Annotated in this window: 21 protein-coding genes; 13 read left to right on the top strand and 8 right to left on the bottom strand. The window is 71.1% G+C overall.

Annotated elements, in window-relative coordinates:
• Positions 1-10 precede the first annotated feature (10 nt).
• Both HYQ63_RS05380 and HYQ63_RS05375 read right to left on the bottom strand, forming a co-directional pair.
• Positions 11-493 (bottom strand): sortase, encoded by a 483-nt coding sequence (locus HYQ63_RS05380; RefSeq protein WP_179932766.1) that lies wholly within the window; start codon positions 491-493, stop codon positions 11-13.
• 280 nt (positions 494-773) lie between these two features.
• A complete protein-coding gene (locus HYQ63_RS05375; protein ID WP_179932765.1) occupies positions 774-1,343 on the bottom strand; it encodes a TetR/AcrR family transcriptional regulator in 570 nt (189 codons plus the stop codon).
• Between the two features lie 166 nt (positions 1,344-1,509).
• Here HYQ63_RS05375 and HYQ63_RS05370 point away from each other — a divergent pair, with 166 nt between their 5' ends.
• The 8 genes from HYQ63_RS05370 (at position 1,510) to HYQ63_RS05335 (ending at position 8,858) form a co-directional block, all read left to right on the top strand.
• Positions 1,510-2,148, top strand: a complete 639-nt coding sequence (locus tag HYQ63_RS05370) for a response regulator transcription factor (RefSeq protein WP_179932764.1) — start codon at positions 1,510-1,512, stop codon at positions 2,146-2,148.
• A gap of 10 nt (positions 2,149-2,158) precedes the next feature.
• Positions 2,159-3,577: an ATP-binding protein gene (locus HYQ63_RS05365; RefSeq protein ID WP_179932763.1), complete on the top strand. Its 1,419-nt coding sequence runs from the start codon at positions 2,159-2,161 to the stop codon at positions 3,575-3,577.
• A gap of 115 nt (positions 3,578-3,692) precedes the next feature.
• Positions 3,693-4,847, top strand: a complete 1,155-nt coding sequence (locus HYQ63_RS05360; RefSeq protein ID WP_179932762.1) for an acyl-CoA dehydrogenase family protein — start codon at positions 3,693-3,695, stop codon at positions 4,845-4,847.
• A gap of 40 nt (positions 4,848-4,887) precedes the next feature.
• Positions 4,888-5,256 carry a hypothetical protein gene (locus HYQ63_RS05355; protein ID WP_179932761.1) on the top strand — a complete coding sequence of 123 codons (369 nt, stop codon included), beginning with the start codon at positions 4,888-4,890 and terminating at the stop codon, positions 5,254-5,256.
• Positions 5,253-6,008, top strand: a complete 756-nt coding sequence (locus HYQ63_RS05350) for an SDR family NAD(P)-dependent oxidoreductase (RefSeq protein WP_179932760.1) — start codon at positions 5,253-5,255, stop codon at positions 6,006-6,008. The genes HYQ63_RS05355 and HYQ63_RS05350 overlap by 4 nt, the downstream gene beginning before the upstream one ends.
• A gap of 32 nt (positions 6,009-6,040) precedes the next feature.
• A complete protein-coding gene (locus HYQ63_RS05345; RefSeq protein ID WP_257231636.1) occupies positions 6,041-6,538 on the top strand; it encodes a flavin reductase in 498 nt (165 codons plus the stop codon).
• Positions 6,539-6,614: 76 nt separating this feature from the next.
• Positions 6,615-8,069: a DUF1996 domain-containing protein gene (locus tag HYQ63_RS05340; protein WP_179932758.1), complete on the top strand. Its 1,455-nt coding sequence runs from the start codon at positions 6,615-6,617 to the stop codon at positions 8,067-8,069.
• Between the two features lie 135 nt (positions 8,070-8,204).
• Positions 8,205-8,858, top strand: coding sequence for a TetR/AcrR family transcriptional regulator (locus HYQ63_RS05335; RefSeq protein ID WP_179939775.1), 654 nt, complete (start codon positions 8,205-8,207; stop codon positions 8,856-8,858).
• Positions 8,859-8,878: 20 nt separating this feature from the next.
• Here HYQ63_RS05335 and HYQ63_RS05330 read toward each other — a convergent pair whose 3' ends face one another.
• From HYQ63_RS05330 to HYQ63_RS05315, 5 genes are read right to left on the bottom strand one after another with little or no spacing between them, the layout of a single operon-like run.
• Positions 8,879-9,754 carry a branched-chain amino acid aminotransferase gene (locus HYQ63_RS05330; RefSeq protein ID WP_179932757.1) on the bottom strand — a complete coding sequence of 292 codons (876 nt, stop codon included), beginning with the start codon at positions 9,752-9,754 and terminating at the stop codon, positions 8,879-8,881.
• Entirely contained in the window at positions 9,751-11,013 is a 1,263-nt protein-coding gene (locus HYQ63_RS05325) for an ATP-grasp domain-containing protein (RefSeq protein WP_257231635.1), read from the bottom strand. Before HYQ63_RS05325 ends, HYQ63_RS05330 begins: the two co-directional genes overlap by 4 nt.
• A complete protein-coding gene (locus HYQ63_RS44355; protein ID WP_257231634.1) occupies positions 11,010-12,029 on the bottom strand; it encodes a DMT family transporter in 1,020 nt (339 codons plus the stop codon). The genes HYQ63_RS05325 and HYQ63_RS44355 overlap by 4 nt, the downstream gene beginning before the upstream one ends.
• Positions 12,023-13,291, bottom strand: a complete 1,269-nt coding sequence (locus tag HYQ63_RS05320) for a DUF6421 family protein (RefSeq protein WP_179932755.1) — start codon at positions 13,289-13,291, stop codon at positions 12,023-12,025. Before HYQ63_RS05320 ends, HYQ63_RS44355 begins: the two co-directional genes overlap by 7 nt.
• The gene (locus HYQ63_RS05315; protein WP_179932754.1) at positions 13,288-13,869 is read right to left on the bottom strand and encodes a bacilysin biosynthesis protein BacA; all 582 of its coding nucleotides are present in this window, start codon (positions 13,867-13,869) and stop codon (positions 13,288-13,290) included. The genes HYQ63_RS05320 and HYQ63_RS05315 overlap by 4 nt, the downstream gene beginning before the upstream one ends.
• 340 nt (positions 13,870-14,209) lie before the next feature.
• Here HYQ63_RS05315 and HYQ63_RS05310 point away from each other — a divergent pair, with 340 nt between their 5' ends.
• From HYQ63_RS05310 to HYQ63_RS05300, 3 genes are read left to right on the top strand one after another with little or no spacing between them, the layout of a single operon-like run.
• A complete protein-coding gene (locus tag HYQ63_RS05310) occupies positions 14,210-14,713 on the top strand; it encodes a hypothetical protein (protein ID WP_179932753.1) in 504 nt (167 codons plus the stop codon).
• Positions 14,683-16,107, top strand: a complete 1,425-nt coding sequence (locus HYQ63_RS05305) for a hypothetical protein (RefSeq protein ID WP_179932752.1) — start codon at positions 14,683-14,685, stop codon at positions 16,105-16,107. Before HYQ63_RS05310 ends, HYQ63_RS05305 begins: the two co-directional genes overlap by 31 nt.
• Entirely contained in the window at positions 16,104-17,618 is a 1,515-nt protein-coding gene (locus HYQ63_RS05300) for a VWA domain-containing protein (protein ID WP_373689029.1), read from the top strand. The genes HYQ63_RS05305 and HYQ63_RS05300 overlap by 4 nt, the downstream gene beginning before the upstream one ends.
• 96 nt (positions 17,619-17,714) lie before the next feature.
• Here HYQ63_RS05300 and HYQ63_RS05295 read toward each other — a convergent pair whose 3' ends face one another.
• Positions 17,715-18,992, bottom strand: a complete 1,278-nt coding sequence (locus tag HYQ63_RS05295; RefSeq protein WP_179932751.1) for an IS701 family transposase — start codon at positions 18,990-18,992, stop codon at positions 17,715-17,717.
• A 106-nt stretch (positions 18,993-19,098) separates the two neighbouring features.
• Between HYQ63_RS05295 and HYQ63_RS05290 the strand changes: the two genes are divergently transcribed.
• Positions 19,099-20,211 carry an AAA family ATPase gene (locus tag HYQ63_RS05290; RefSeq protein ID WP_179932750.1) on the top strand — a complete coding sequence of 371 codons (1,113 nt, stop codon included), beginning with the start codon at positions 19,099-19,101 and terminating at the stop codon, positions 20,209-20,211.
• Positions 20,208-23,054 (top strand): DUF5682 family protein, encoded by a 2,847-nt coding sequence (locus tag HYQ63_RS05285; protein ID WP_179932749.1) that lies wholly within the window; start codon positions 20,208-20,210, stop codon positions 23,052-23,054. The genes HYQ63_RS05290 and HYQ63_RS05285 overlap by 4 nt, the downstream gene beginning before the upstream one ends.
• Positions 23,055-23,077: the final 23 nt, after the last annotated feature.

Here is a 23,077-nt window from a genome sequence, read left to right as displayed (position 1 = left end):
AGGGCGGAGGCTAGCGCCGGACGCTCCTGTGGCGGCGCATCATCAGCACGCTCCCGGCGGTGACGGCCAGGACGGTGGCGCCGAGGAGGGTCGGCTTGTTGTCGCCGACCGCGGCAGGGCCGAAACCGGCGTCGACCCCGCCACTGGGGTGGCTGCGCTTGACCTTGACCGTGTCCGTGATCTTGGTGCTCGGCGGGCACTTCACGATGACGTCGTGGCCGCCGGACGCGGCTCCCTCGGGAATCCGGAAGTGGCCGGTGAGCACACCGTTGTGGTCGTCGTCGAACAGGTGGAACTCGTCTCCGCCCGCGGTGCCCTTGCCGTAGGTCACGTCCGAGCCGCAGGCGGTCGTGCTGACGGTGACCGTGGACCCCGGGGCGCCCTTCTTCGGGCTGATGCGGAGCTCCGAGTCATCGGCGGCGGCGGCCGGGCCCTGGAGCGCGAGGGCACAGAGAACCAGGCCGATGCCTGCACCGGCGGGTACGTAACGCATGAAGATCCTCCAACGGAGCAGTGGCCGTCGTGATCACACGGCACCTGTGAGGTGTTCCGCTCTTGAGACAACCGACAGTCCGCCATCGCCGCAACACGAAGCGTCACCCCGCGCGGTCAGGGGCTACCGCCCCGCTTGATCGTTTACGCAGGTCACCGGAGCGAGGGCCGCCACGGAGGGGGAACGGCCGGAGGGGAGCGAATGGGCTATGCGCGCGTGTCCGGCGTCCGGCGTCCGGTGTGCGGTGTCCGGCGTGCGGCGTGCGGAGTCCAGGGTGCGATCAGGGTGCGGGCCAGTTGCGCAGCAGGGCGTCGAGCGCGTCCAGGGTCCGGGACCAGGATTCCGCCGAATCGGGGGAGCTGTGGCTGAACCCGCCCGCCAACTCCAGGCTGACGTAGCCGTGGAAGACGCTGCCGATCAGCCGCACCGCGTGCGTCTGGTCCGGCTCGGTGAGGTCGTAGCCGCGCAGGATCGCCCGCGTCATCTGTGCGTGCCTGCCACCGGCGCTGGCGGCCGCCGCCTCCGGGTCGAGCCGGAACTGGGCCGCGGCGTAGCGGCCGGGGTGCTCGCGGGCGTAGTCGCGGTAGACGTGGCCGAAGGCGGTCAGGGCGTCCTTCCCGGCCCGCCCGGCCAGGGCCTCGGCGGCCCGGTCGGCGAGTTCCTCCAGGGCGAGCAGGGCGATCCTGGTCTTGAGGTCGCGGGAGTTCTTCAGGTGCGAGTACAGGCTCGCGACCTTGACGTCGAACCGCCTGGCCAGCTCCGATACGGTCACCTGGTCGAAGCCGACCTCGTCGGCCAGTTCCGCCCCGGCCCGGGTCAGCCGTTCCGCGGTCAGCCCTGCGTATGCCATGCCCTGCCCCTCCGTCGACAGAGCCCATTATTCGTTTGCCTAAGATCTTTAGGCAAACCTGGCCTCCCGGCCATGAAGCCGCCGGTCCTGCGCGTTCACGGCACGGTTTACGCTCCTTGCGACACCAACCGCCGGGAGGGAGCACGATGCGCATCGGGGCCGGGCGATGAGTGCGGACGCCACCACAGACACCCTCGTGTACATCCTCGACGACGACGAGGAGCTGAGCGAGTCGCTCGCCTGGCTCCTGGAGTCGGTCGGCATCCGCTCGGAGCGCTTCCAGGACGCCCGGGCCTTTCTGCGGTCCTACGACCGCGACCGGCCCGCCTGTCTGATCCTGGACGTCCGCATGCCCGAACTCAGCGGCTTCGACGTCCAGCACTTGCTGAACGAGACGGGCGCCCCGCTGCCCGTGGTCTTCGTCTCCGCGCACGGCGACATCCGGATGTCGGTGCGCGCCATGCAGAACGGCGCCGTGGACTTCCTGGAGAAGCCGTACGACCCGCAGCACATGCTCGACGTCGTACAGGCCGCGCTGCGCACCGCACGGGAGCGTTTCGAGCGCGCCGCGGTCGAACGCGAACTGCGCGCGAAGCTGGACAGCCTGACCTCCCGCGAACGGGAAGTGCTCGGGCTGGCCGTCGACGGCATGGCGAACAAGCAGATCGCGGCGCGGCTCGGCATCAGCGCCAAGACCATCGACGTGCACCGGGCCCGGATCCGGGAGAAGACCGGTGCGCAGAGCATGGCCACGCTCGTACGCGATGTGCTCCGGCTGGGGCTGCGGCCCGCCGCCGACCGGTGAAGGGCACCCCATGAGCAGCTCCGTCGAGCCGACCGATTTCCGGGCCCTGATGCAGTCCCTGAAGTACTGCGTGCTGCTGCACGACGCCCACACCTACGAGATCCTCTGGGCGAACCGGGCGGCCTGCGACCTGCTCGGCTGGTCCGTGGACGAGCTGAAGCCGCTCAAGGCGCCGGACATGAGCAAGAACGCCCGCCAGTACGGGCGCGAACTCGGCCTCCGCTGGCTCAGGCGCGCCGTCGAGGACGGGATCAGCGCCACCGAGTGGTGCTACCGGTCCAAGACCGGCGAGGAGATCCTCACCGAGGCGATCGCGATCCGCGTCGACCTGCCGGGGCGGACGGCGGTGATGGTCCAGTTCCGCGACATCGCCGAGGAGAAGGCGGTACGCCGCGATCTGTTCCGCACCGAGAGCAGGCTGCGCACCTTCCTGGGCAGCCTCGCCGAGGGCATCGTCGTCCTCGACGACGGGGACCGGGTCGTCTTCGCGAGCGAGTCGGCCGTCCGGCTGCTCGGCGACGGCATCCGCGGCGCGGACTTCGCCGACTACTGCCACGACGGGCCGGTACCCGCCGCCGGTGAGGGGCGCTACCGGTTCGCGGCGCCCGGCGACGTACCCCGCTGGTACGCGTCGACCTGCCAGCACATCGAGATCGAGAGCGATCTGCGCGGCCGGATGCTCCTCTTCTACGACATCACCGACCGGGTCCGCGCGGAGGAGGAACACCGCCGCGAAACCCAGCACCTCGACCACCTGGCCCGGTACAACGCCATGGGCGACATGGCGATGGCGATCGCCCACGAGGTGAGCCAGCCGCTCGCGGCCGCCTACAACTTCGTCGAGGGAGCGCGCGGCCGTCTCGCCGCCGGTGACACCTCCGTGGCCTGGGGGCTGGACAACGCCGCCCGGCAGATCGAGCGGGCGCGCCGGATCCTGGGCAGCCTGCGGAGCTACGTGGGCCGCCTGGAACCGTCCGAGCGGCTCACCGACCTGGGCGCCATTGTGCGCGACTGCGCGTACTTCATCGAGCTGCGGGCGCAGGAACACTCGGTGGCCGTCACGCTCGACCTCACCGACGAGCCGCTGCCGGTGCGCTGCGAGAACGTACTGATCGGGCAGGTCGTCATGAACCTCGCCTTCAACGCCGTCGACGAGATGGCGCGTTGCCCGCCCGCCGGACGCAGGGTGCGCATCGCCACGCGCTTGACGGCGGACGGGGACGCCGAGCTGTCCGTCACCGACTGGGGAAACGGCCTGCCGCCCGGCGACCGCCTATTCGACGGTGTCTTCACGTCCAAGGAGAACGGCAGCGGCATCGGGCTGGCGCTGAGCCACCGCATCATCACACGCCACGGCGGCCGGATCGACGCCACCCCGAACCAGCCGCACGGCGCGGTCTTCCGGTTCACGCTGCCCGCGGGTGCGTAGGGGAATTCCCCTACGGAACGCCGCCGAATCCCCAATGGCCGACGGCCCGTTGGCGGGCGTAGCGTCGTCGCCAGGCGGGGGAGGGAACCGCCGGGCAACGCGAGGAGCATCTCCCATGACCCATGCAACTCCCATCACCCAGTCGCCGGATTCCCCGGACCTGACCCGGATCGACGACGTGCTGACCGTGGTGGCCGAACGGCAACCGGAATTCGAGGAGAAGCGGCACATCCCACGGGATGTGATCGACGTGTTCAAGCGCGCGGGCATCTACCGGGCGAGCACCCCGAAGCGATTCGGCGGCGACCCCCTGCCGCCCGCACGATTCCTCTCTCTCATCGAGCGGATATCGGCCGTCGACGGCTCCGCCGGATGGGTCGCCAGTTTCGGTTCGTCCCTCGTCTACCTGGCCGCGCTCCCACTGGAGACCCAGGCCGAGCTGTACGCCGACGGGCCAGATGTGGTCTTCGCGGGCGGGCTGTTCCCGGTGCAGACCGCCGAGCGCGTCGAGGGCGGCTACCGGGTCCGCGGCCGGTGGAAGTTCGCCAGCGGCTGCACGGGCGCGGACGTCCTCGGCGTGGGCATCAAGGCCGGTGAGGACGCCACCGGCCGGCCGCTGACCGCGGTGCTGCGGCCCGGGCAGGTACGGATCGCCGACAACTGGAACGTGGTCGGCATGCGCGGCACCGGCAGCCACGACCTGGTGGTGGACGGCGCCGTCGTCCCCGAGGAGTGGACGTTCGTCCGCGGCGGCGAGCCCACCGTGGACGAGGCGCTGTACCGCTACCCGACCGTCCCGTACGCCGCCCAGGTCCTGGCCGTCGTCGGACTCGGCGTCGCCCGCGCCGCGCTCGACCAGGCCATCGCCGCCGGGGGCCGCGCGAGCTACACCGGCGCACCGCGGCCCGCCGACCGTGCCACCTACCGCATCGCCGTCAGCCAGGCCGAAGCCCAACTCCGGTCCGCGCGGGCCTTCTTCTACGAGGCCACCGAGGAGACATGGGAAACGGTGGTGGCGGGCGGCCCCGCGACGGCCCGGCAGACCGGTCTGCTGCGGCTGGCCGCCGCCCACCTCGCGAAGACCTCCTTCGAGGTCGTGCGGGCCGCGTACCAGCTCGGCGGCATTGCCGCCATCGCCGACGACAGCCCCATGCAGCGCTATCTGCGCGACGCCTCCGTGGTCCCGCAGCACGCCTTCCTCCAGGAGGGCATGTACGACGGCGCCGGGGCCGTGCTCATGGGCGTTCAGCCCTTCCCCGGCTTCCTGTGAACGCCCGCTCCTCCCCATTCCCCGAAAGGCAGGAACCCTCATGCCGAATTCCCCCACGGCGCCCCTGCGGGTGCTCTTCTGCATCGGCGTCAACCAGAACTTCTTCGACCTGCCCACCGGCCAGGGCAAGGCGGTCTGGGACGCCTTCATGACCATGCTCACGCAACTGCGCGAGCTGCCCGGAGTGAACGTCCTGGGCACCATGGACGACGACCAGCACATGGTCGGCCCGTCCGGCTCGTGGCCCTGGACCTCGTACCTCCTCGCCGATGTGGTCGACCAGCCGACGGTCGCCGCCGCCTGCAACCTCTTCCGCACCGTCCAGGTCGGCGAGCACGGACTGTGGCGCTACATGCGGATCGAGGCGCGCATCGGCCGTCCCCTGCCGGAGCCGGAGGCCACCCGATGACCACCACGACCCCCGACCGGGTCGCGCTCGTCACGGGCGCAGCCCGCGGGCTGGGCGCGTGCATCGCGGGCAGGCTGTACGGCGCGGGCTACCGCGTCGCCCTGACCGACCTGGACGAGGCGGCCGCAGTCGCAGCCGCGGCGGATCTCGATCCGGACGGGCGGAACGCCATCGGCCTCGGCCTGGACGTACGCGACAAGGGCGCCTTCGTCCGCGTCCGCGACCAGCTCGTCGAACGCTGGGACGCCGTCCACGTCCTGGTCAACAACGCCGGGTACTCGAAGGTCGAGCCGCTGATGGAGATCACCCCCGACAGCTTCGGCTCGGTCGTGTCGTCCAACCTCGACGGCACGTTCTTCGGCTGCCAGGTCTTGGGCGCCTACTTCGCCGGGCGCGGCTATGGGCGCATCGTCAACATCGCCTCCCTCGCCGGTCAGAACGGCGGCACGGCCACCGGTGGCCACTACGCGGCCGCCAAGGGCGCGGTCGCCACCCTGACCAAGGTCTTCGCCCGGGAACTCGGCCCGCACCGGGTAACGGTCAACGCGATCTCTCCGGGACCACAGGACCTGCCCGTCGTCCGCGAGCTGGTGCCCCCGGACCAGCTCGCCCGGCTCGAGGAGTCCATTCCCGTGGGCCGCCTGGGGCGGCCCGAGTTCATCGCGGACATGGCCGTGCTGCTCGCCGCGGACCACGCGGACGCGGTCACCGGAGCGTGCTGGGACGCCAACGGCGGCCTGTACATGCGCTGATGGCCGGACAACACGAGAGGAGCGGCATCGCCGTGACCCCCAGCCAGGCCGATTTCCGGGAGGCGATGGCGCACCTCCCGGCAGCCGTCAACATCCTGACGACGGACGGCCCGAACGGCCGCTGCGGCATCACCGTGAGCGCCGTCTGCTCCGTCACCGACGACCCGCCGACCGTCCTGGTGTGCGTCAACCGGGGCAGCGCCATGCACGACGTCTTCCGGGCCAACGGCCGGGTCTGCGTGAACGTCCTCGGTGGCGAACAGCAGGATCTCGCGCTGCATTTCGCCGGTGCCACGAAGGTGGCGATGGCGGAGCGCTTCACCTGGGACATCTGGGACCACAGCCAGGAGGTGCCGGTCCTCAAGGATGCCCTGGTGACCGCGATCGGCACGATCACGGACGCGGTCCCGATGGGCACCCACAGCGTCCTCTTCGTCACCATCGACCGCATCACCACCCGGGCGGGCGGCCAGAGCCTGGTCTACTTCAACCGGGCGTTCCACCGGCTCGACGCCGGATCGGCCGCCTGATCCACCCCGCTGCCCCGGCCCGCTCGCATGGCTATAACCTTCCGTCGAACGCGTCCGACATGACTAAGGGAGTTCCATGCGACGCAATACGCGTAGACGGTCGAAGGCTGCGAGACGGGCGATCGTCGCCACTGCCGCACTGGCCCTGGGGGCGGGCGGACTGGTGACGGCCAACATGTACGCCTCGGCCGACGCGGGCGACTCGCAGCAGAGTGACACCCGCGGCCGGGAGTTATCCGCCCGAGCCTCCACCATCGACTGTCCCGACGTCGGCCAGCGCCTGAGCGCGGTTCCGCAGCGGGCCAGGGCCGAGGTGGACCGGGAGCTGGCCCTGCTGGACAAGCAGGTCGCCGAGGCGTACCAGCGGCTGGCCGGTTCCCAGCGGGCGATCCAGCAGGATGCCAACTTCGCACAGAACGCCATCATGGGTCCGCTGAAGGACAAGCGCACGGCGGCCATCGACCGGATCTCGATCGCCATCGGCAGGGTGGCCGCCACACCGCAGGGCCTCGAAGGGCTCGCCACCTGCACGCTCAAGGCTTCCGGCAACCAGCCCGGCGGTGGCCAGCCCGGCGGTGGCCAGGGTGGCAACCAAGGTGGCAACCAGGGCCAGAACGGCAACGGCCCGGTGGCCGCGGACTTCGTGGACATCACCACCGTCCAGCCCAACGCGCGCACCCCGCGCCCGGCGCGGAACGCCTCCAAGGGCCTCTTCGCCACCAAGTGCGGCGTCAACGCCAACAAGCTCTACAACACCGACAACGTCATCGTCGCTCCGGGCGTGTCCAACGGGGCACACCACACGCACGACTACGTCGGCAACCAGGCCAACAACGCGTTCGCCGACAACAACACCTTCGCCCGTGGCCGCACCACCTGCCGGAACCAGGGCGACAAGTCGACCTACTACTGGCCGGTGCTGCGTCTTCAGGACGGCACCCGGGAGTTCGACGCGGACCGGCAGGGCGGTGGCGCGGAGGGCAACACCGGCCGCATCCTGACGGCCAAGAAGGTCACCCTGGAGTATGTGGGCAACCCGCGCGGCAAGGTCGTGGCGATGCCCAGGTTCCTGCGCATCATCACCGGCGACGCGAAGGCCTTCAGCAACGGGACGGCGAACGCCAACGCCTCCTGGAGCTGCACCGGGTTCGAGAACCGGCAGCTGAAGGACAAGTACCCGATCTGCCCGCAGGGCAGCGACGTGGTGCGTACGTCGACGTTCCAGAGCTGCTGGGACGGCAAGAACGCCGACAGCGCCAACCACCGCTCCCACGTGGCGTTCACGGACGCCGACGGCCGCTGCCCCAAGGGCTTCGTGGCGATTCCGCAGCTGGTGCAGCGCCTGGTGTACGACGTGGACGCGCCCAGCCTGAAGGACAACGGGAAGACCCGGCCGTTCTTCGCGGTGGACGGTTTCCCCGAGCAGCTGCACAAGCCGGTCACCGACCACGGGGATTTCATCAACGTCTTCGACGAGCGGGTGATGAAGCAGATGGTGCGGTGCATCAACACCGGACGCACCTGCCGCTGAGGCAGAGCGCCCTGCCGGCGGCCGTACGCCACACCGCCGGCAGGGCGTGCACGGCCGCCCGGTGCGGGACCGGGTATGCTTTAAAGCAATGGATTGATTTAAGGCGGTGTGCGCGGAGCGGATGCGGTGGTGATGATGACGGCCAGGACGAGGCAGCACGAACGGGTCAGCGCGACACGGGAGGCGCTGCTGACGGCGGCGGAGCGGCTGTTCGCCGAGCACGGGGTGCACGCGGTCGCCAACCGCCAGATCAGCGCGGCCGCAGGACAGGGCAACAACGCCGCGGTCAACTACCACTTCGGCACCAAGACCGACCTGGTCCGCGCGATCGTCCGTCGGCACGCCGAGCAGATGGAGCGGATCCGCGCGGGCATGCTGGCCGACATCGGCGACTCCACCGAGCTGCGGGACTGGGTGGCCTGCGTGGTCCGGCCGACCACCGAACACCTGGCGGCGCTGGGCCACCCCAGCTGGTACGCGCGGTTCATCGCCCAGGTCACGGCCGACCCCGCGCTCCAGGCGGTCACCACCGCGGAGGCGTTCGCCGCCGCCCCGTCGCTGCACCCGTTGCAGGACGGGGTGAACCGCTGCCTGCCCGACCTGCCCGCCGAGGTGTACGCGGAGCGTGGCGCCATGACACGTCACCTCATCACGCAGATGACCGCCGAAAGGGAGCGCGCCCTCGCCGACGCCGCCCCCACCTCCCGTACGACGTGGCACGACACCGCCACCGGCCTCATCGACGCGATCGTCGCCCTGTGGCAGGCCCCGGTCACCCGGGAGCCGTGACCAGGGCGATCGCACGGACCCTAGGGTGTGCGCACCAGACGGGCGTATGCCTCGGCCAGCGCCGACGTCACCTTGCCGACGCCGTACCGGTGGCCGTCCACCGCACGGACCGGCTGCACCTCGTAGGCGGTGCCGGTGAGGAACACCTCGTCGGCGTCGGCCAGGGCGCCCGGCTCCAGAGGGCGCTCATGGACCGGGATGCCGAGGTCATCGGCGAGGCCGATGACGGTCTGGCGGGTGATGCCGTTGAGGAAGGTGTCGGGGACGGGGGTGTGGAGGGCGCCGTCGATGACGAGGAAGAGGTTGGCGCCGGTGGCCTCGGCCAGCAGCCCCCGGTGGTCCAGCAGCAGGGCGTCGTCGTAACCGGCGGCTTCGGCCTCGTCGCGGGCGAGGGTGCAGATGTTGTACAGCGATGCCGCCTTGGCGTGCACCGGCGCGGTGTCGGGCGCCGGGCGGCGCCAGCGGGAGGTGCCGAGGCGGATGCCCTCCTCCTGGGTCGCGTCGCCGAAGAGCCGCGGCCACTCCCAGGTGGCGATGGCGACGTGGACACGGTTGCCCGCACTGGACACGCTGAGCTGCTCGCCGCCCCGCCAGGCCACGGGCCGGACGTATCCGTCCGTGATGCCCTGCCTGCGGACGAGTTCCCTGCTGGCCTCGGCGAGTTCGGGCACCCCGAAGGGGATGGCGAAGCCCAGGGCGCGCGCGGAGGTGTGCAGGCGCTCGGTGTGCTCGGTGAGCTTGAAGATGGCGCCCCCGTAGACGCGCATCCCCTCGAAGACGCCACCGCCGTAGTGCAGTCCGTGGGAGAGGACGTGAAGCGTCGCGTCGCGCCAGGGCACGAAGGCGCCGTCGTACCAGATGACGCCGTCGCGGTCGTCGAAGGGGAGGGAGGTCATCGGCCACCTTCCGGGGCGTACTCGATGCGGATGGCGGACTCCAGCGCGCGGTGGAACTCCTCGGCCTCGGCGGTGGTGGCGTGCCGGGACAGGACGAACGCCGGGTATCCGGTGAAGTCCGGGTAGGGGCGCACCACGTCGCCGGGGAAGAGCATCTGCACGACGTGGTCCACCCGGGGGTCGGCGCGCAGCTCGTCCAGGCCGTGGATCGCGGTGATCCGCCCCGAACCGCCGCACGGCACGATGTAGTTGGCCGCCGCGCCCGTGGCGGCGGGCGGGTGACCGGCGTCGAAGGAGCGTGGCGGCATCCCGGCGGCGATGCGCAGCGCGTCCGCGGCGAAGTCCCGCCCGGTGACGTTCCGGACGATGTACTCCGAGACCCCCGAACCGCCGATGCGGGCCCCCAGCTCCAGCAGGTACGGTCGGTCGCCGCGCAGCCGCAGTTCGGTGTGGGCGGGCCCGTCGGTGATGCCGAGGGCCGCGTGTGCGGCGGTGACCTCGTGCCGGATGGCGTCCCGCACCGCCTCGGGCAGGACGGCCGGTGCGCGGTAGACGCTCTCCTCGAAGTAGGGGCCCTCGGGCGCGCCCTTGTAGCCGATGCTGCACACCGTCACCTCCCCACGGTGGGCGAGGGATTCCACGGCGAACTCGGGCCCGTCGAGATACTCCTCCACGATCAAGCCCCGGGCCTCGCCCAGCTTGCCGCGGCAGATCTGCCACACCTCCTCGACCACGGCCTTCAGCTCGTCCGGGCGTTCCGCCTTGGTGACGCCGAGGCTGGAGAAGCCGTGCGCGGGCTTGACCACGACGGGAAAGTCCAGGTGCGCGGCCTCCTCCCAGGCGGAGGGGTCCTTCAGACCGACGAAGCGGGGTACGTTGAGCCCTGCCGCGGCCAGCCGTTCCCGCATCACCCGCTTGTCCTGCGCGCCGAGCGCCGCGCCCCGCCCGATGCCGGGCAGCCCGAGGAGTTCGGCGGCCTCCGCGACGAACGGCACGGCCGGGTCGTACAGGGTGCAGATGCCCTGGAACGGAGTGGTCCCGTGCACCTGCCGCAGCGTGGCCAGGGCTCCCGCGCGGTCCCCGTCGATGTCCAGGCGCAGCACGTCGGCCACGGCCGGGGGCAGCCGGTCCGCGGACACGGTCTCGTCGGAGCGGGGGACCAGGATGAGGCGGATGCCCGCGCGCTCGGCGCTGTCGAAGACCCAGGGCAGCGTCGTCCGCTGGTACACCAGGACGACGCAGGGCTGCTGCGTGCTCACGATGTTCCTCGCATCCGTGGTACTCCGGCTCCTTCGCCGGTGTCGTCGGTCGTGCCGGGCCCGGTGGCCGGGGTCTGCGCCCGGCGGGGGCCGCCCACCGTCAGCCACACCCCGGCCGAGCAGGCGACGATCAGGACGAGCACCAGCGGACCGGGCGCGCCCGCCCACCCCAGCGCCCATTCACCGAGGCGGATCAGGAACGGCACCACCAGCGCCACGGCGGAGGTGTACAGCGGGCCCTTGCGCAGGATGAGTTCGTGCGAGATGAGGAAGACGGGGGCGGTGAGCCCCGCGCCGAGCAGCGCCACCCCGCCCCAGTCGGCCGCCGTGACGCCGCCCATCGGAACGAAGACGGCGGTCGTCAGCCCCAGCATGACGGCGCCCGCCCCCGTGATGGCGGGCAGCGCCGCCAGCGGTGAGATGTCGGCCATGCGCTGCCGGTAGACGTAGCCGTAGAGGGCGTACGTGAACGTGCCGCCCAGGGCGAGCAGGGCACCGGCCGACAGGGTGGCCCCGTCCGCCGCCGCCTCGCCGCCCGCCCCGCCCGTCCCGTCCGCCACCGCGTAACCGCACGCCGCGGCCACCGCGAGCAGGGTGCCGCACACCTTGCGGACGGTGCCGCGCTCGCCGAAGGCGACGATGCCGATGACGAACGTCACGCACGGCAGCAGTGAGACGATCAGGCCCACCCGGGAGGCGCCGATCCGGCCGATGCCGAGCAACGTACCGGAGTAGTACGCGAAGAACCCGAGGAACGCCAGCAGCACGAACCCGCCCGGCCGTCCGAATCCCTTCCGCACGTCCGGCCAGCTGCGCGGGCGGAGCGCGGCGATCGCGGAGATGGCCAGGAAGCTGGCCGCGGTACGGCCGCTCGCCACGGCGAGCGCGGGAACACCGTCGACCAGCCGGGCCGACATCAGCCAGCCCGCGGCGAGCAGCAGCACCATGAGCACCGACAGGGCGGGCACCACCAGTGCGTCGCCGCCCCGCCGCGGCACCGGGCCGCCGGTCACCACTGCGCGAGCGCGAACGTCAGCGGTGGCAGCCGGTCCAGGCTCTGCCGGGCGCGCAGCAGCACCCGCTGGTCCTCGGTGAACCGATAGCGCTGCTTGGCCTCCCCGGCGGGCAGGTAGTCGCGCACCAGCGCCTTGGCGGCGGCCCGGTACTCGTCGTCGGTGGTGACCTCGGCCTCCAGCTTCTCGACCGTGGTGATGTAGTCCCGCAGCGCGGCCAGGGTGGCGTCCCGGTCCATGCGCAGCAGCGCGCCGTCGCGTGCGGAACCGGTCAGCGCGCCGCGCTCACGCAGCCACGAGTACAGGAACACACCGGTTCCGGAGTCGAAGTTGCGGGTCGCGTCGGCGGCCTGCGGGTAGCGGAAGACACGTTCCAGCAGAATCATGGCGATCTGCTCCTCGGCGTAGGGAACTCCGCCGTCGGCGCAGGCCAGTACGGTCTTCGCGTCCACCTTGATCTCTTCGAGCAGGCCGACGAACCAGTTCATCTTGAGCGCGATGTGTTCGTCGAACGGCCACAGCCCCTTGAAGTGCATGGAGTCGTGGAGATAGCCCCAGATGGCGCGGGCCTCGTAACACACGTCCGGGGCCAGCCCGGTGGAGGCGCGGGGCACGGAGTCCGGGGTGAGGACGGCCGCCGCGCCCGGGAGCGCGTAGGTCTCGTGGATGCTGCGCATCTTGTTGAAGAAGAACATGGCGTACGACTGATCGGTGATCTTGTCGTGGGCGGCCACGTTCTCCGGGAACACCACCAGGCAGTTGCCCTGCGCGAAGCCATCGCTGCCCGCGATGAGGATCAGGGACTGGCAGTTGTTCTTGGGGTGCGGGTAGGTGACGGCCAGCTCGGGCAGCGCGGCGGGCTCCTTGCGCAGCGCGTAGAAGCAGTCCAGCCGCTTGCCGACGGGCGGTGCGCTGTTGGTGGTCTGGAGCGGCGCGAGGAAGAAGACCACGCTCCCGTCCTCGGGCGGGCGCAGCGCGTCCCGGGAGCGGGCGAAGTGGGGCGGGGTGTCCAGCCCGGCGTCCAGCCACCCGGCGACGTCGGCGTCCAGGGCGTCGGCCTGGTGCCCCAGCCCGTTGCGCCGGTACCAGGCGCACGCCTCGTCCTTGATCCGGGTGAGCAGCGTACGGTCTTCCGCCGTGGGGGCGGTGACCGTGCCGTCGTCGGCCTGGCGCGCCCGGAAGCGGTCGACCTTCGGTATGAGCGATTCCGTCAGGGGCCGCGCCTCGGCCAGGTGCGCGGGGCTCAGGGGTGCTTGGTCGGTCACAGCGCCACCGCCCCCGCCGTCAGCGGCTCCCCGGCCCCGGCGTCCACGCTCAGGACCTGGTGGACGGTGAAGACCATGGGGACCGGGCCGAAGTCGCGGAGGACCCGCAGTCCGTGCCGCTCGGCGGCGACGATCGTGGTGATGCAGCCTTCGACCTTCCCGGCGGCGCAGTCGATGGCGGCCTGGGAGTTGCTGAGCACCTCGTGGACCTCGGCCGAGTCGGGGACGAGCCCCCTGGGCGCCGGATGCGAGGCGACGGTGGCGGGGACCGGCGTTCCCGCGGAGGCGAGCACCATGTTGTGCGTCGGCATGATGAAGCTGTCCACCATCCGTAACCGGTGGAGGTTGCCGAAGACCAGCGTGTGCAGGGCCGGGTAGACGGCGCAGGCGGTCAGGGCGTGCTGCCCGTCGGCCGGGACGGCCTCGAGGGCCGATTCGATGGAGGAATGCAGATGAACCGTTCCCTCAACGCCGCGTCTGCGCAGCCATTCGTGTGAGGCGGCCTCCAAGTTGGTCCCGTGCGGACCGAGTGTGTGCAGGTTGCGGACACGGTCCGGCCCGGCATGGATATGCCGCATGGTCCCCCCATGTTCTGTTCTTGTTCTGGTGATTCCCGATCGGCTTCGACGGGTGTTCCGTTGAAGCTGAGAGGATGAAAACAGGAGTAAATGGCAACAAACAAGGTTTTCCGCAAACATTCCACATGGCGAGATCCGATGCCTGTTCGATGACAGTATTCGGCCAACTGGACCTCGGTGTAACGGAATTGCGGATTCCGGCCCCTCCTCGGCCCCTCGGCCCTCTCCGCCCCCTCGGCCCTCTCCGCCCCGAGCGGCGTTGTCAGTGGGCGCACGTATGTTCATTCGTGCCGCGCCGCTGTGGCGCGGAACCACCCCTGTGCGCAGAGGAGATGACGCGTTGTCCGATTGGGAGAGGTCGAGCACGGCGCGGGTGATTCCACCCGCACGGCCGCGCAAGCTCGCCAAGGTCCCGTTCGTCGAGCTGGCCGACGGACGCCTCCAGGGCGTGGTGTCCAGCGGCTCGGACATCGGGCGGGTCTATGTCTCGTCCGTCGCGACCGGTACGTACGCGTTCGCTTGCAGCACCAACAACAACCGCCCCTGCGGCGGCGCGCGCGGCTCGTACTGCAAGCACATCATGGCCCTGATCAGCGAGGCGGTGCTCCAGTACGGCGCCGAGCGCGTTGCCCGCTATCTGAAGGTCGAGACCGCGGACGGGGAGCCCACCGCGCTGTCCATCGCCGCCGATATGACCGACACCCACCCCTCGCAGGCGGGCACCCAGGCCGCCGCGGCGGTCTTCAGCCGTTTCCTGCGCCATCTGACCTACCTGGAACTGGCCCCGGTCACCGCGCCGTTGCCGGAGATGCAGTGGTTCCCGCCGACCAGGGCGGTGGCCTGATGCGCGCCGATCTGCTCGCCGAACCCATCGCCGACCTCGACGCGGCCCTGGCCGCCGTCGACGCCTTCGACCATGCACTCGTCGCCGGTCTGCTCCGCCCCCAGCCCGGCCGGGCCACCGGCCTGACGGATCTCGCCCAGGCCGTCGCGGGCACGCCGCTGGCCGCCCGGGTCGCCGAGGCGGCCGAGAAGGCGGCGGCCGGAGCGGCGGGCGAGGACCACTTCGTCGCCCTCGCCGCCGCCCGCACCGCACTGCTGGGGTCCGTCCACGACGCCCTGATGACCCGGGTCGAGGAGGCGACCGCCCGGCCCCGCGGCGAGGGGACCGCCGCTCTGCCTGCGCCCGGCGGGCAGGAAGCGGTGAACCTGCGCGCCGCCGCCCGTTCCTGGCTGTCCGATCTGGCGCGCACCGGATGGCAGGGCATCGACCACGACGTGGTCTCCGGGGCGGCACAGGTCGTCTCCGCGATGCTTCCGGACCCGGCCCTGCGGCGCCTGGCGACGCTCCTCGACGGCTTCGCCGCCGAACTCGCCGCGTCCTGCCCCGGCCCTGCCCTGGACCGCGTCCCGGCGCGCCGATGGGCCGACCTGTGGGCGCGGGCGCTGCTGCTGACGCTGCCCGGCGCGGCCGAGGCACCCGCGACCGGCGCGGTCACCGGCCGTCTCCTGCCCCTCGGCGTCGATGTGCAGGAACACGCGACCGCGGCACAGGCCCAGGTCCACGCGGTGTTCGAGCCCGCTGACGGCGGGGCACCCCGCCTGGTCCGTGCCAGTGTGTCGGTCCCCAAGCCCGACACGGTCGTCGGAGTCGGCATCTGGCAGCTGCTCCGGCCGCATATGTCGCTCCTGGCGGCCGTCGGCGAGGGCCGCTCGATGGATCTCACCGACATGCCGGTCACCGCCGAGGGCGACCTGCTCTGGAGCGATGCGTACGCACGGCAGGGCGAGCCCGCCGACCCCTTCGCCACCGCCCGCGTCGCCCTGCCCACCGCCACCGACGCGCCGACCGCGCCCCTGGACCGGCATCCGGCGCGCATCGCCGTCCCCGTCTTCCTGGAGGGCTACGACTCCCAGAAGGGCGACGACGCGCTGACGTTCACCGTTGCCGGACACCCTCTGGCCGTCGACACCGACCGCATTCCGACCGCCGGTCCGCTCACCCCCGAGACCGTCGCGGGGTCGAGCGCCTGCATCGGGCTGCTCCGCTGGGACGCCGGGGCGTATCGCGTCCAGCCCCTGGCCGTCGAGAAGACGGTGCGGAAGAAGGCCGTCGTCCTTCACGCCGGGGGATGGGCCGGGGGCACGACCGACAAGGCGGGAGTCAAGGCCGAGAAGGCCGCCACCGAAGCGGTGGCCGCGCTGCGGGAGCGGGCCGGGAGGTTGCTGCGGACGTGACGGAGCACACCACCGAACACACCGACCCGCAGACCACCGACCCCACCGACCGACAGGCCATCGACCCCACCGACCCGCACGCGGCTCACGACAACCGCCGACAGGTCCTGTACTGGCGGCTGCTCGCCCGCCTCTTCGACCCCGAGGAGCAGGCCACCCTGGAGTCGGCGAGCCTCGCCGTCGTGGAGGACATCGGACTGCCGCCCGCCCTGCTGGACCCGCAAGCCTCCGTCGACGCGATCGTGCAGCGCCACCCGGAGCTGGCCGCCGAGTTCGACGGTCTGATGGCGATCGCCGGCGACGACGGAGGACGCGACCGGGCCGCCGAGGTACGGCGCGCGGCGCTGGCCTCGAAGGTTCTGCTCAACGTCTTCGCCCGCGGCTCCGGCACGGTCACCGCCGGACAGCTGGCGCGCTGGCAGTCCGACGCGGGCTGGCTGGAGCGCGCCCTCGGCTGCAAGCCCGGCGAGCTGCGCGGGGGCCGCTCGGCCGGGAATTCCGGCGGGCAGCCCGGCGGCCCTTCCGTCGGGCAATCCGGCGGAAGGGCGGCGGGCGGGCCGGGCGTCAGCCCGACCGGCACCGGCGGCCCGGGCGTGACGCCCGATCTCAGCCGGCTCATCCCGGAGATCGGCCCGGAGCTGGGCGCCCTGGAGGCCGACCTGGTCAAGCGGATGCGGCTGCGCGAGGTGCTGGCCGACCCCCAGCTCGCCGCGCAGCTGACCCCGAGCATGTCGCTCATCGAGCAGCTGCTGCGGGACAAGGACAACCTCTCGGGCGTGGCCCTGGCCAACGCCAAGGCGCTGATCCGCCGCTTCGTCGACGAGGTCGCCGAGGTGCTGCGCACCCAGGTGGAGAAGGCCACGGTCGGCGCCCTGGACCGATCCGTGCCGCCCAAGCGGGTGTTCCGCAACCTCGACCTCGACCGCACGATCTGGAAGAACCTCACCAACTGGAGCCCGGAGGAGGAGCGACTGTATGTCGACCGCCTCTACTACCGGCACACCGCCCGCAAGACGACGCCTCAGCGGCTGATCGTCGTCGTGGACCAGTCGGGCTCGATGGTCGACCCGATGGTGAACTGCACCATCCTGGCGTCCATCTTCGCCGGGCTCCCCAAGGTGGACGTCCATCTGATCGCGTACGACACCCAGGCGCTCGACCTGACGCCCTGGGTGCACGACCCCTTCGAAACCCTGCTGCGCACCAACCTCGGGGGCGGCACCGACGGCACGGTCGCCATGGCACTGGCCCAGCCGAAGATCGCCGAGCCCCGCAACACCGTCGTGGTGTGGATCTCCGACTTCTACGAATGGCGGAGCGAGCCGCTGTTCGAGAGCATGGCCGCCATTCACCGCTCGGGCGCCAAGTTCATCCCGGTCGGTTCGGTGACCAGCTCCGGCCGCGGCAGCGTCAACCCGTGGTTCCGGGAGCGCTTCAAGGATCTCGGTGCGCCGGTGCTCTCCGGCCACATCCGCAAGCTCGTCCACGAACTCAAGACGTTTCTCGCTTAGTTCCCCTAGTAGGACTCCGTTAGGTCTGTCTTGATCTTGGTGTGGTCCTGCTGGGCAGAGGTTGGTGGCAGGTGGTGCAGATGCCGGTCCAGCAGTTCAGCAGGTCCTGGAGGGCGTCGAGGATCTGGTAGAGGGTGAGTCCGGTGTGTCGGCTTTTGGGGCCAGCCGCTGCTCGGTGAGGAAGGCGTGGGCGGCGGTGACCAGGGTGGCGTGGTGGTGCCAGCCGTTCCAGGAGCGGCCTTCGAAGTGGTCCAGGCCCAGGCCGTGCTTGAGTTCGCGGTAGTCGTGCTCGATGCGCCAGCGGATCTTTGCCAGGCGGACCAGGTCGGCGATCGGGGTGTCGTCGGGCAGGTCGGACAGCCAGAACCGGGTCGGTTCGTCTTCGCCGTCGGGCCATTCGGCCAGCAGTCGCACCTGGGGCAGGACGCCGTCCCACCGGCCGTGCTCGGCCACCGCGGCTGCCTGGGCCAGCCGACGCGAGCGCACCCCGGCCGGTCGGACCCGCAGCGTGAGAAAGCGCGAGGTCATCGCGCCGCGGGAGCCTTCCCGCCAGGTCACCTGGCTGAAGGCTTCGCGTCCGGCGCCCGCGGCTAGTTCCGCCACCGTCACCGGTGGCTGCCGGTAGCGGGGCTGGGGCCTGCGGCCGTTGCCGGACCAGGCGGGGGCCGTGGGGACCGCGTCGTGCGGCTGGACGGTGATGTCGCCGCGGATGCCGACCACGTACGCGTGTCCCCGCTCGGCCAGGCCAGCGCGGAAGTCAGCGTTCTGGCCATAGCCGGCATCCGCCACCACGACCGGCGGCACAAGGTGCCACGTGGCCAGTTCGTCCAGGGCGTCCAGTGCCAGCCGCCACCTCTCCCGGTGCCCGACGTCCTTGGGAACGCCGGTCCGCTGGCGCCGGAGGGCGTCATCCGCCCACTCCTGGGGCAGGAACAGCCGCCAGCTCAGCGGGCACGAGGCCGTGTCGGAAACCGCGTGCACGCTGACCGCGACCTGGCAGTTGGCCTGCTTGCCCAGCGCACCGCAGTACTGGGGAGCGACCGCCACCGACATCCTTCCGTCCTTGGGGAACGACACGTCGTCGACCGCCCAGGCGTCCGGGCCGATCTGCGGCACCATCCGCTCAGCGATCCGCCGACGCACCGGCACCGGATCCCACGTGGACTGGTTCACGAACTGCTGCAGGTTCTGCTCGTTGCCGTCCGGCAACCGCGAGGCCATGGCCTGGATGGACTTGCGGCGACCGTCCATCATCAGTCCCCGCAGATAGCAGTCGCCCTTGGCCCGCTGGTCCTTGCGCGGTATCGACGCGAACACATCCGCCACGAATAGCGCCAACGTCGCCCGAACACGGTTCACTTCATGTGCATCCACACACCCACCATGCCGCTGAACACGACCGACAGAAAGACCTAACGGAGTCCTACTAGTTCCCCGCTCGCTTACTTTCCTGCTCTGATCTGCTCAGAAAGGCCCTGTGATGTCCGACCTGTTGCGCGCCCCCGCCGAGATCAAGTACGCCGAGGAGCTGGACTGGCTGGAGTCCATCGACGACAGCCCCAAGCCCTTCTCCTGGCGCCTGTCCCCGAAGATGATCCGCGTGTTCATCCTGGGCTCCGAGCGTTCCGACGGCCTGGACCGGGAGATCGCCCAGAAGTGGTTCGGCGACCGCAGTTTCGTCGAGCGCTCCATCGTCACGCTGGCCTCCGACCGCGGCCTGCTGCTCATCGGCGACCCCGGCACCGGGAAGAGCTGGCTGGCCGAGCTGCTGTCCGCCGCGATCTCGCGCAACTCCACGCTGGTCGTGCAGGGCACGGCCGGCACCACCGAGGACCACATCAAGTACTCCTGGAACGTGTCCATGGTCATCGCCAAGGGCCAGTCGCGGGAGTCGATGATCCCCTCGCCGATCATGACCGCCATGGAGAGCGGCGCGATCGGCCGATTCGAGGAACTCACCCGCTCCACCAGCGATGTCCAGGACGCGCTGATCTCGATCCTGTCCGAGAAGTACATCTCCGTTCCAGAACTGGACAGCGACGGCATCGTCTTCGCCAAGCCCGGCTTCTCGATCATCGCCACCGCCAACAGCCGCGACCGGGGCGTCAACGACCTCTCCTCGGCCCTCAAGCGCCGCTTCAACTTCGTCCGCATCCCGGTGATGACGAACAAGAAGAGCGAGGCGGAGATCGTCCGCTTCCGCACCGAGGAACTGCTGCGCCGCCACCAGATCGAGCTGGACGTGCCGCCGACGCTGCTCGACGTACTGCTCCAGAGCTTCGCCGATCTGCGCGCCTCGGCGGCCGCGGCCGGAAGCGACGACGAGAAGCTGGAGTCCGCGCTGTCCACCGCCGAACAGATCGGTGTGCTCGAGGACGCGATCCTGCACAGCAACTTCTTCGGCGAGCGCGCCCTGACCGCCCACACCCTCGCCACCTCGCTCGTCGGGTCGCTGGCCCGGCGCGAGCCGGAGGACCTGGCCATCCTCAACAAGTATCTGCACGGTGTCGTGGAGCCGCGCAGCAAGGACGAGGGCGGATCCTGGCCGGAGTTCCTGGAGGGCGGCCGCGACGCGATCGCCACCCTGTCATGAGCGGCACCCACCAGGAGACCTTCGAAGCACTGCGCGGGCAGCTGCGGGAGGCCGCCGCGACGTTCGCCGACGGGCCCGACGCCCTGGAGGGCATCCTGCTCGGCCTCGTCGACGACGTCGACCGCGCGGCGGGCGAGCCACTGGAGATCTTCCCCGTCTGCCACCACTCGCCCGCCTCCGCGATCGCGATGGCCCGCCGTCTGCGCCAGAAACAGCCGAAGGTCGTGTACCTGGAGCTGTGCGAGGACATGGCGCCGCTGCTGACCGAACTGCGCAATTGCAGACTCCCGGTGGCGGTCCAGGCGTTCGCCACCGACGTCGACGGCTTCCCGGCCGCATGGTCTCCGCTGTCGGTGGTCGCTCCGGTCACCGAGGCCTCGGCCGAGTACCAGGCGATCGCCTACGCGCTCGACACCCCCGGAGTCGAACTGGTCCTCGTCGACCGTTCCTCGGACCACGTCTTCCAGTGGGACGCCCGCGGATCGCAGTCCGACGAGCCCGCCGCCGATGCGGGGGAGCCGGACGCAGCCGCCACCGACGAAGAGGCCGCGCTGCACGGCGACGCGGTCGGCGTGGAGATCGGCGACCTGCGGCCGCGCTTCGCGGAACTGGAAGAACACCTGCTGCGCCACGGCAAGGTGCGGCACTGGTCGGAGTGGTGGCACCAGTACGTCGAGCTGCCGCTCGGCGACGGCGACCACGACACCTACCGCCAGGTCATGTTCCTGATCGGCAGCCTCTTCCGGCGCCTCGCGCCCGGCGACCCGCACCGGGTGCGCGTGGACGAGGACCGCGAGCGCTACATGTGGACCAGGATGCGCGAGCACCTGGCCGCGACCGGCACCGATCCCGCGGACTGCCTCTATGTCTGCGGCGCCTTCCACGCCGCCAGCCGCGTCGAGGAGTTCGGCCTCCACGGCACGGACACGTATCGGATCAGCCCGCGCACGGCCACCACATGGCAGTACGGCCTGATCCCGTCCAGCCACGCGGCGATCGAGGCGCAGTTCGGCCTCGCCGCCGGTTCGGTGTCGATCGCCGCCACGGTCTGGGCGAAGAACGTCAAGCGCACCCGGGTGGAGCCGTACCGCCTGGAGGGACAGGCGGGTCAGACGGGCGCGAAGAAGACCAAGGCGCAGAAGGGCAAGGCGCAGCAAACCGGGCCCGCCACGGCTCCCGCGCCCGCCACCCCGGCACCGGCCTCCGACAAGCTGACCGGCTTCCTGCGGCAACCACCCGTGCTGGACCGGCTGGACGAGACCGAACTGCTCGGCTGGTCGGTGGAGATCGTGCGCGCCGCCCGCCGGAACGGCTACCTCGCCTCCACCGCCGACGCCATCGCGGTGTTCGAGACGTCGATCCTGCTGGCCGGGATGCGCGACCGGGCCAAGCCCACGCCGTACGACTTCCAGGACGCGGCCGTCACCTGCATCGAGAAGGACACCGTGCCCGGTCGGCGCGATGTGCGCCGCCTCGTGGAGATCATGATGGGCGGCGACCGGATCGGAAAGGTCGGCTACGACGCGCTGCCACCGCTGGCCCGCGACGTGCACGACCGGCTCGCGCCGCTGAACCTGAAGCTCCAGCAGCGCGGTGTGCAACGGGCGCTGCTGGACATCGCCTCCCGGCCGGAGCTTCAGCAGTGCTCCGACGTGCTGTGGATCCTGCGCTACCTCATGCCACACGGCACCGCCCGGCCGATCATGGGCGAGCGGACCCTGGGGGAGCGGGCGATCCAGGAGTCATGGGACGTGGCGCTGGGCACCCATCAGCGTGCGCTCATCGAGCTGGGCTACGAGGGCGTCAGCATCGAGCAGGTCCTGGAGCAGCGCCTTCGCCGCACGGCGTACGACCCCCAGGCCACCGCGGCGACCGTCCTCCAAGCCGTCGAGGACGCCACGCTGTACCTGCGCAGCCGCCGTCTCGCCGACGAACTGGGCAACCGCGCCCTGGAGGTGCTGTCGGCCGAGCGCAGCGTCGACGGGGCGCCGGAGGTGCTGCGCCGGGTGCGGCGGCTGCTGGCGTACTACCGCACCAGCGAGCCGGTGCTGCCGCCGTGGATCGAATCCTTCGTCAAGGCCGGATACGCGCACTACTGCACCCTGCTGCCGACGGCGTTCACCGACGACGACGCCACCGTCCGCCAGGTGGCGGCGATGCTGGGCTTCCTGTTCAGCATGGAGAGCCTGGCGCTCTCGCTGGGGTGCGACCGTACCCAGCTGGAGCTGGCCGTCGCCCAGTCGCATCCGCGGGAGCCGTCGAAGACGGCGCTGCTGTGGGCGGCACAGCAGCAGCTCGGACACCTCTCCCGCACGGACCTTCGGGCGCGGTGCGACGAACTGCTGGCCAACCCCATGGTGCTGCCCGCCTATCCGCGCTACCTCAGCGGCTTCGTCCACGCCCTGGAGCCCGTCCCGGGCCTCACCGACTTCGTCGTGGAGGCGGTGTCGAGCGCCTTCGCCCGGCTGCCGGACACGGTGCTCCTGCCGTGGCTGCCGACCCTGATCACCACCCTGCGATCGGGCGGCGCCGAACTCGCCCCGCTGCTGATCCGCGAGGCCGGGCGGATCTTCCCCGGCCGTCTCCCGGCGCTGGACGCGTGGGTGCCGCCGTGGCAGGCCCAGCCGGAGCCGGAAGCCACGCAATCCGGGGCGCGCGCGGACGGCAACCGCCGCAGTGCGCTGCTCGCCGCCCACCCGGCGACGTGCGACGCGGTGGCGAACCTGCTGGGCTGCGACGGGACATGGGCGCCGGAGGACTCCCACCACCCGGCGGGCGCGGCACTGGCCGGTCGCCACCCGGATACGGCCGTGGCCCTGGAGGCGCTGCTGACCAGCGCCTGACCTCGGCGCCCGTGTGCGCCATC

The sequence above is a fragment of the Streptomyces sp. Rer75 genome (genome assembly GCF_013414305.1).
In the GTDB taxonomy this organism is placed as follows: Bacteria; Actinomycetota; Actinomycetes; order Streptomycetales; family Streptomycetaceae; genus Streptomyces; species Streptomyces himastatinicus.
The sequence above is the reverse complement of the archived record's forward strand: the minus strand, read 5'-3'. Positions and strand labels throughout refer to the sequence as shown.

Excerpts from the sequence above, each read along its gene's own strand:
- HYQ63_RS05380 (WP_179932766.1), bottom strand. The coding sequence starts at position 493 with ATGCGTTACGTACCCGCCGGTGCAGGCATCGGCCTGGTTCTCTGTGCC.
- HYQ63_RS05375 (WP_179932765.1), bottom strand. The coding sequence starts at position 1,343 with ATGGCATACGCAGGGCTGACCGCGGAACGGCTGACCCGGGCCGGGGCG.
- HYQ63_RS05370 (WP_179932764.1), top strand. The coding sequence starts at position 1,510 with ATGAGTGCGGACGCCACCACAGACACCCTCGTGTACATCCTCGACGAC.
- HYQ63_RS05365 (WP_179932763.1), top strand. The coding sequence starts at position 2,159 with ATGAGCAGCTCCGTCGAGCCGACCGATTTCCGGGCCCTGATGCAGTCC.
- HYQ63_RS05360 (WP_179932762.1), top strand. The coding sequence starts at position 3,693 with ATGACCCATGCAACTCCCATCACCCAGTCGCCGGATTCCCCGGACCTG.
- HYQ63_RS05355 (WP_179932761.1), top strand. The coding sequence starts at position 4,888 with ATGCCGAATTCCCCCACGGCGCCCCTGCGGGTGCTCTTCTGCATCGGC.
- HYQ63_RS05350 (WP_179932760.1), top strand. The coding sequence starts at position 5,253 with ATGACCACCACGACCCCCGACCGGGTCGCGCTCGTCACGGGCGCAGCC.
- HYQ63_RS05340 (WP_179932758.1), top strand. The coding sequence starts at position 6,615 with ATGCGACGCAATACGCGTAGACGGTCGAAGGCTGCGAGACGGGCGATC.
- HYQ63_RS05335 (WP_179939775.1), top strand. The coding sequence starts at position 8,205 with ATGACGGCCAGGACGAGGCAGCACGAACGGGTCAGCGCGACACGGGAG.
- HYQ63_RS05330 (WP_179932757.1), bottom strand. The coding sequence starts at position 9,754 with ATGACCTCCCTCCCCTTCGACGACCGCGACGGCGTCATCTGGTACGAC.
- HYQ63_RS05315 (WP_179932754.1), bottom strand. The coding sequence starts at position 13,869 with ATGCGGCATATCCATGCCGGGCCGGACCGTGTCCGCAACCTGCACACA.
- HYQ63_RS05290 (WP_179932750.1), top strand. The coding sequence starts at position 19,099 with ATGTCCGACCTGTTGCGCGCCCCCGCCGAGATCAAGTACGCCGAGGAG.
- HYQ63_RS05285 (WP_179932749.1), top strand. The coding sequence starts at position 20,208 with ATGAGCGGCACCCACCAGGAGACCTTCGAAGCACTGCGCGGGCAGCTG.